This window comes from Microvirga sp. (assembly GCF_014699075.1).
GTDB lineage: Bacteria > Pseudomonadota > Alphaproteobacteria > Rhizobiales > Beijerinckiaceae > Microvirga.
On record NZ_JACXAB010000027.1, the window covers coordinates 44047 to 51727 of the forward strand.

Annotated in this window: 7 protein-coding genes and 1 pseudogene; 3 read left to right on the plus strand and 5 right to left on the minus strand. The window is 58.8% G+C overall.

All coding sequences use genetic code 11. The features are described 5' to 3' along the window. Positions 1–224 precede the first annotated feature (224 nt). Positions 225–1250, plus strand: a complete 1026-nt coding sequence (locus IC232_RS23080) for a patatin-like phospholipase family protein (protein WP_190847300.1) — start codon at positions 225–227, stop codon at positions 1248–1250. Positions 1251–1663: 413 nt separating this feature from the next. Here IC232_RS23080 and IC232_RS23085 read toward each other — a convergent pair whose 3' ends face one another. Beyond that, positions 1664–2929: a polyhydroxyalkanoate depolymerase gene (locus tag IC232_RS23085; RefSeq protein ID WP_190847301.1), complete on the minus strand. Its 1266-nt coding sequence runs from the start codon at positions 2927–2929 to the stop codon at positions 1664–1666. A 728-nt stretch (positions 2930–3657) separates the two neighbouring features. Here IC232_RS23085 and IC232_RS23090 point away from each other — a divergent pair. Then, a complete protein-coding gene (locus tag IC232_RS23090) occupies positions 3658–4059 on the plus strand; it encodes a response regulator transcription factor (protein ID WP_190847302.1) in 402 nt (133 codons plus the stop codon). A 34-nt stretch (positions 4060–4093) separates the two neighbouring features. Here the strand turns inward: IC232_RS23090 and IC232_RS23095 are convergent, their stop codons facing one another. From IC232_RS23095 to IC232_RS23105, 3 genes are read right to left on the minus strand one after another with little or no spacing between them, the layout of a single operon-like run. Next, positions 4094–4867, minus strand: a complete 774-nt coding sequence (locus IC232_RS23095) for an ABC transporter permease (protein WP_190847303.1) — start codon at positions 4865–4867, stop codon at positions 4094–4096. Continuing rightward, positions 4864–5667: an ABC transporter ATP-binding protein gene (locus IC232_RS23100; protein ID WP_190847304.1), complete on the minus strand. Its 804-nt coding sequence runs from the start codon at positions 5665–5667 to the stop codon at positions 4864–4866. Before IC232_RS23100 ends, IC232_RS23095 begins: the two co-directional genes overlap by 4 nt. Further along, complete coding sequence (locus IC232_RS23105) at positions 5667–6638, minus strand: ABC transporter substrate-binding protein (protein ID WP_190847305.1); 972 nt, start codon at positions 6636–6638, stop codon at positions 5667–5669. Before IC232_RS23105 ends, IC232_RS23100 begins: the two co-directional genes overlap by 1 nt. A gap of 234 nt (positions 6639–6872) precedes the next feature. Between IC232_RS23105 and IC232_RS23110 the strand changes: the two genes are divergently transcribed. After that, the gene (locus IC232_RS23110) at positions 6873–7427 is read left to right on the plus strand and encodes an NAD(P)H-dependent oxidoreductase (protein WP_190847306.1); all 555 of its coding nucleotides are present in this window, start codon (positions 6873–6875) and stop codon (positions 7425–7427) included. Between the two features lie 7 nt (positions 7428–7434). Here the strand turns inward: IC232_RS23110 and IC232_RS23115 are convergent. Next, a pseudogene (locus IC232_RS23115) lies at positions 7435–7602 on the minus strand (Lrp/AsnC ligand binding domain-containing protein); the annotation flags it as partial. Positions 7603–7681: the final 79 nt, after the last annotated feature.

Below are 7681 nucleotides of genomic sequence, written 5' to 3' on the forward strand. Positions count from 1 at the left end.
CCTCAAATTACATCTGGCCTCGCCTCCTTGTGACACTGCCCTGAGCAGTGCCCTTTGTTCCATGCTCACTGTGCAGTGCAGCCTGCGGCCGAGCCTATGCTGCAATGCAGCAACTGCTGGCTATCTCACACGTTCACAGTGCTCCTGTCGGGCTTGTTCATCCGATCGGCCGTGCCGCACCACCGATCAACATAACTATAACCCGCGGCACTATGGAGGCAGACATGACCCTTCTCAATCCCATCACAGAGCCGCTTCCGCTAGCACAGACAGGCATTCTGCCGCCGGCCCGGTCTTCCCGACCCAAGACAGTGGGAACAAGGCCAAGGCGGATCTCGCTTGCGCTCCAAGGCGGGGGTGCCTTCGGCGCCTTCACGTGGGGCGTTCTCGACCAGTTTCTGGAGGAGGGCGTATCCTTCGATGTGGTGAGTGGCGCCAGTGCGGGCGCCATGAACGCCGTGCTGCTCGCCTCCGGGTTGGCGCAGGGTGGTGCAGCGGAAGCGCGCGCCACGCTGGAGCGGTTCTGGCGCAAAGTCAGCGAGGTGGGCAGTCAGAGCCGCTTTCTCACGTCAAATCCCATTCTGACGCGGGTGACGTCGCACCTGTCGCCCTACCAGTTCAATCCCTTCGATCTGAGCCCCTTGCGGGACATCCTCGCGAGCGAGGTCGACATCGAGGCCGTGTGCCGGCGAGCGCCTGTGCGGCTGCTGCTTGGAGCGACACGGGTCCGGGACGGGGCGCTGCGGCTCTTCCGCAACAAGGAGCTGACCTATGATGTTGTCCTCGCCTCAGCCTGCCTGCCGCAACTGCATCAGGCCGTGTTGATCGATGGCGAGCCGCATTGGGACGGCGGCTACGCGGCCAATCCTCCGCTGATGCCGCTGGTGACCGCCACACGGGCATCGGACTTGGTGGTCGTGCAGATCATTCCCACGAACGATGCTGATTTACCGACAACCTCAGGGGCCATCGATAAGCGGGTGAACCAGATCACCTTCAGCAACTCACTCCAGAGAGATTTGGAGGCCTTGTCGATGATGGCTCAGCTTTGCCGGGAAGGCGACATGCAGGGCTCGAGTCTCGGACGTAAGCTGCAACGCCCTAAGCTGCACCACCTGATTGCTGAGGATCATGTTGATGGCTTGAGTGGGCTCAGCTTCATGAACACGGACTGGGGGCATCTTCAGCATCTGCGGGATCAAGGCCGATCGGCGGCGGAGGCCTGGCTTGCGCGGCAAGCGAAACATTAGCCACGCCAGATAGTCTCGCTCCAAGCGATAAGGCCCTGTCGGTTCCGTAAGGAAGCCGCTCGGGGGAACATTGACGCTTGCCCTGGCGTTGCTCAGTATCTCGCCGGAAAAGGAGAGCCGGATTAATACCCTGCACAACGACATAGCCATCGCCGCGTGTATCGACGGGGATGGATTGAAACGAACCCTGGTTTGCTTTGAACGGCACCAGGGTTTTCTCTTGGATGCGGGATCAAGAAGAAGTTTGCCACTCAGCTTGAGGAGCACCATCAGCGGGACCGGGAGCCGTATGTGCAGCGGCTGGTTGATCTCCATTGCTCGATGGTCAGGCGCATGACCTTAGAGGATATCTGCTCTAATCCGTGAGGTTCCCAGCGACCAGTTCACGCGGCTTATCGATCTCATGAGTACTGCTACATTCTGGAGATCGTAGCTTCGACCTTGCTCGACACTCGGGTGACGCGAGTTGGAGACCTCCGGGAATTGAGCGGCCTGTCTATTGCATGTCTGGCCATGAATGCCTTGATGCGCGGGGCGATCTCCGCTCGATAGCGTGAGCCGTTAAACACACCATAGTGCCCAACTCTGGCTTGCAGATGGTGCTCCTTTTTCGTGGGCGACAAGCTTGGCGTCAGGTCGAGCGCCGCCGCCGTCTGGCCGCGCCCGGTGATATCATCCTTCTCGCCTTCAATGGTCATGAGAGCACAGCGGCGGATCGCCTTCAGGTCCACGGGTCTGCCCCGGTGCCGCATCAGCCCTCTGGGCAGCAGATGGTCGATGAACACCGTCTCCAGCGTCTGGAGGTAATACTCGGCAGACAGGTCCATGACAGCAAGGTATTCGTCGTAGAATTCCCGGTGCTTTTCCGCCGAGTCGCCATCTCCCTCGACCAGATGATTGAACATCTCCCAGTGAGCTGAGACGTGGCGATCCGGGTTCATGGCCATGAACCCGCACAACTGCATGAACCCTGGATAGACCAGCCGCCCCCGGCCCCGGAACCGGTCTGGCACCGGGTGGATGCAGTGACGCTTGAACCAATGGATGTCTCGTGTCTGGGCGAAGCTGTTGACTGCGGTCGGCGCATGGCGGGTATCGATGGGTCCACCCAGGAGCGCGACTGAACGGGGCACCTGTGGATGTTCTTCAGCCTCCATGTGGGCAATCGCCGCCAGCACCGGAACGGCGGGTTGGCACACTGCCATCACGTGCAGGTCTGGCCCCAGCACGTTGAACATGCTTATGCAGTAGTCCACATAATCCGAGAGATCGAACTGGCCCTCGGACAGAGGCACCTGCTTGGCATCGCTCCAGTCGGTGATGAAGACCTGATGGCTGTCGAGGAACGCCGCCACCGTGCCGCGCAGCAGCGTGGCATAATGACCGGACATCGGAGCAACGATCAAAACCTTGGGCTTGTTCGACGGTGGTCCGAAGGCGATCAGCCGACAGAAGGGCCGCTGCCACACAACCCGTTCCGAAGCAGCGAGGTTGAACGCGGGTTTAGGATAGGAGCGAGTGCTCCGCTCGAATATCTCACAAGAAGCCACCAGAGCGCGACCGTGCGGAGTATAGGTGAGCGGACTGAAGGGGCTCTCACAAACCAATCGCGTCATGTCTGCCGCGAGTCGGGCAGGAGATAGCATAAACTGTGACGCTTCATGCAACAGGTACAACATGCGACCGAGCCTCGTAGTCCGTTTGCGCCCCACAGTGCTTGAGTCGTTGGTTCCCGCTCAGCACTGGTGTGATGGCGCTGCGGTTCGGCTCAATCCGCAGTGAGTCTGGAACAGCGATGCTAAGCATCGGATGAATTAGATACTCTCAAAAAAAGGCGGGAAGCCGTAGCTTCCCGCCAGTCGGGAGGAACCAAACCATGAGGATCATATCCACAAAGTCCGAGTTAAACCTCTCTCAAACAAGTTTGTTCCAAAGATGACTGGAACAAGACAGGATTGTTCAAGTATTCATAACCTATGATAATCTTTGTGTTGCATACAACAGGATAATTCTAACCTAGGTTAAATTTGTTTGTTCGTTGCCAACGACGCCAGCTTCGATCAGAAATTCTGGTGAGGCCCTGATGGATAGTGATTCTGCACACCTAACGGTACGGTTGAAACAAATTCCGCTGCGGCCCGCTGAGGACCTTCGAGCACCCCTCGCAGGTGCTTCTTTTTACTTTTGGTCTGACCTCCTCCAGCGGATTTGCGTCAAGGTCAGACACCCATTTGCTTCTTTCAAGCTTAGGGAGAGTAGTATGAATAATGATCAGGTTTAGGATTAAAGGCTGAATGAGTATGATCGCAGGTCCAACGAACAGACCTCCTGCCGTATATTTAACCACTCGCCCTTTATTAACCTGTGTTAAACTTTGCCGGACCGCCTCAACAATGGGGGAGCAGCGATGTCTGGGCGAACGATCTCTTCGGTCTCCAAGCCAGAACTCGGGTTTAAGCAAAATTCAAATGGTGCTGAACCAGAAGTCACAACATTCCTAATCAGTGACAACGCCCTGCTGCTCCTGGGACTTCAGCAGGTCCTACAGGAAACGCCACTCGTCATTGCCAGGGCGGCTTCTTCTCCAGGGCCAGATTGGCTCCAACAATTAGCGTCACAGCCTACCCTGGTCCTCATCGATGCCAATCAGAACGCCGGTCGCGCGCTTGAGGCCATCAGGCAGGCAAGAGAGCAGTCTCCGGAAGCCCGCATTGTGGTTCTGGCCGATCACTTCGATCTGAGCTTCGTGCGGTTGGGGCACGAGGCAGGTGTGGATGGCTTCTGTCCAGCAGCCAGTGCGCCTGACTAAATCAACAGAATCGACCAAAAGGGGACATTCCGCTTCAGGATGCCTTGACGTTTGTCCCCCAGCGGCTGTGCAGGAAGCGCTCCCAAGGCGAGAACAGGAGCCGATCCGCGAGAAGGCCAATCAGCACGATCACAATCATGACGCCGATGACCTGATCCATGGCGTTGAGCTCGCGCCCATAGTGCAGTAGGTGTCCGAGCCCGAAGCCCGTCAGGATGGTCACGTAGATCTCCGCTGCCATCAAGGAGCGCCAGGCGAAGGCCCAGCCCTGCTTCATCCCGGTTACCAGAAACGGCAGCGAGGCGGGCAGGATAACGCGCGTCCACTTGTGCATACCCTCCGATCCCATGGTTCGGGCCGCACGGGCATAGATCGGAGGGATCGAGCGAGCACCGTAATCGGTTGCAATGATGACGGACCATACCGTCCCCATGATGACAACAAACAACATTGCGCTTTCCGTCTGCCCGAACCAGACAAGAGCCAGCGGAACCCAGCATACGCTCGGCAACGTCTGAAGCCCGAGCGCCATGGCTCCTACCGTGTCCTCAAGCGTCTGGGACATACTGGTGAGGAGGCCGAGGGGGAGACCGATAAGAACACCAGCCACATAGCCGATGAGGAGCCTCTTGAGCGTGACCCAGGCCGATTCTAAGAGCGTTCCGTCGAGGAGCGCCGCCCACAGGTACTCCGCGACATAGAGGGGCGATGGCAGGAGAACCGCCGACCAGCGCCCGCTGCGCACGGCGAGCTCCCAAAGGCCGATCAATGCCACGAAGAATGCGAGAGCGACTGCAACCCGTTTCATTCCGAAACCGCTTCCTTCAGCGTATTCTTGAGGGCCGCCGCGATCCGCGAGGTGTAGTCCCCGAGGTCCGGGCTGTTGATGTCCCGCGGGCGCGGCAGCGCAATGTCGAAGATGCTGGCAATGCGGCCAGGCGAGGGCGACATCAGCACGACCCGGTCGCCGAGGCATACGGCCTCGCGCACATTGTGGGTCACGAAGACGATAGTCTTCCGGCTTTCCATCCAGATGTGCTGGATATCGTCATAAAGTTGGTCGCGAGTAAGCGCGTCGAGCGAAGCGAAGGGCTCATCCATCAAAAGGACCTGCGGGTCTGGAGCGAGCGCCCGCGCCAGGGCTACGCGCTGCTTCATGCCTCCGGAAAGCTCGTGCACGTGGGCATGCTTGAACTTCTCAAGCCCAACGAGCCTTAGGAAGTGCTCGGCAATCTCCTTTCGCTCCCGCTGGCTGAGATCGTCTCGCAGCTTCAGCCCGAACATCACGTTGCCGAAAGCGTCGAGCCAGGGGAAGAGAGCCGATTCCTGGAACATCACGAGGCGCTGGCGCCCGGGACCCTGGACCAGCCTTCCATCCGCCAACACCCGGCCCGAGTCCGCCACCGTCAGACCGGCCATGATGTCCAGGAGGGTTGACTTGCCGCAGCCGCTTGGCCCGATCAGACAAACGAACTCGCCCTCTGCCACGGTCAGTGAGACGCCATCGAGAGCCTGCACAATGGCACGTTGCGAGGTGAAGCGTTTCGATACGTTTTCGACGACCAGCTTGGCCAGTGCGCCCTCACGTGGGATTGGAGGCGACTGCATCAAGGGCTTTCGACGAGGCGTGAGAGGTCCGGCGCGCCGCGCATGAACCCGACCTGCTGGGCGCTCGTCATGAAGGATTTGAAAGCATCGAGCGTCACTTCCGGCGTGATGATCATCCGAGTCCAGGCTCGGGCGACCAGTTCCGGCGCCATGTCGACCCGAAAGGATGCCTGGAGCTCGTCACGGGCAAGGCGCTGAGCCTCCTCCGGGTTTTGCAGGATCCACTCGGTGAGCTCGCGATGCGCGCTCACGAAGCGCTGGGTGAGGTCGCGGTTCTTGGACAGAAAGGCAGCGCTTGAGACCAGCACTGTCGTGATGGCATTCTTCTCCTCGACCAAGATCTGACCGCCCGCCTCCGACTCAAGCCGCGAGACCCAGGGCTCCACCGTCCAGACTGCATCGAGTTGCTTGCTCTGAAACAAGGAGAGTTGGTCCGGATTGCTGGTCGGAAGCACCTGGGCGTCGCCTCCCGTCTGTGTAATCCTCAAGCCGCCGGCAACGAGCCAGGCTCGGGCGGCGACGTCCTGAGTATTGCCGAATTGCGGCGTGGCGATGCGCTTGCCGCGGAAATCTGCTGGCTTCGCGAGGCCTGAATTCGGCTGCACGATCAGGGCCGAGCCGCCGTTCACCGCGCCGGCGACCACCCGGATCTCGTCCCCGCGGGAGCGGGCATAAGCATTCAGCGCCGGATTTGGGCCCACATAGGTCACATCAAGCGAGTTGGCGAAAATCGCCTCCATGGCGCTTGGACCTGCGTTATAGGTGTACCATTCAACCTTCACGCCTGGCCCAAGGCGCTCTGAGAACCAGTTTCGCCCCTGACGTTCAAAGGCGCGAGCCACCAGAGCTTGAACATGGGTGATATTGGGAAAATGCCCGACCCGCACAGTCGTGCTCTGTGCCATGGCGCGGGGGTATGCCAGCACAAGCGAAAAGGCCAGCAGCAGAAGGAACCGAAATCCATAGGGCATCGGACTAGCTCCCGTGGGACGAAAGGAGGCTAGAGGCCTGTTGGCCAACGTCAATGGCCGGCCTTGGATGGATCTCTTACGCTCATCAGCTGCGCTTTTCCTCCGAGTAGCTTGTTCTCCTTTGTGCATCCATGCAAGACAAGACTTCTTCCGGATCCGTGCTTTTTGAAATAGAATTCTATTGATTTGCTCGGGCGGCAACGACACGCTAAGGCGTTCAGTCAGCAGGATACAATGCCTGAGATCGTTGCCGTTGTCGGGAGTCCGACACCCCATTCCCGCACGCGGAATCTTGTCACAGATATTTTAGCGCGAATTGCCGGCGTAACCGGTGCTGCGGCGCGGTTGGTTGATATCGCCGAGCTTGTGCCGAGTCTGATGGTGAGAAGCCGCGAGGAGACCTCGCCCGTCCTTGAGGAAGCACTGCGGGCCGTAGAGCGGGCACACCTCCTCCTCATCGGAACACCCGTCTACAAAGGGTCTTACACAGGCCTCTTCAAACATTTTATCGATCTGGTCGACTACAGATCACTTGCGGGCGTACCTGTGGGGCTCCTTGCAATGGGTGGGTCCGACCGGCACGCGCTCGTGATTGATCACCAACTCCGACCGCTTTTCGGGTTCTTCAATGCACAGATGTTGCCGACAGGCGTCTTTGTATCTGAGCGGTCATATGCGGATGGTTTCATCGACGATCCTGTGCTTCAGAACAGAATCTCGGTATTTGTGCGCGAGAGTGTTGATGCTGTAAAAATTCGTTTGGTGATCCGTGATCTGCGGGCGGCATGATCTTGGGCTACCGAGCAGGTGCAGTCAGAGAATAGGCGGTTGTAAATTTGACCCGCTGCATGGCGAAGCGTGAAGTCACGTTCTTGAGCGGGATTGCAGTGATGAGGCGTTTGTAGAAGGCGTCATAGGCGTTCATGTCAGGCACGACCACGCGCAGCATGTAGTCTACATCTCCCGGGTGTTGTCATGTCTGGATGGCGCCCGTTTGGCAATGTGATTGTTGTTGACGTTTCGGCCTAGCGGGGCGGGTGCAG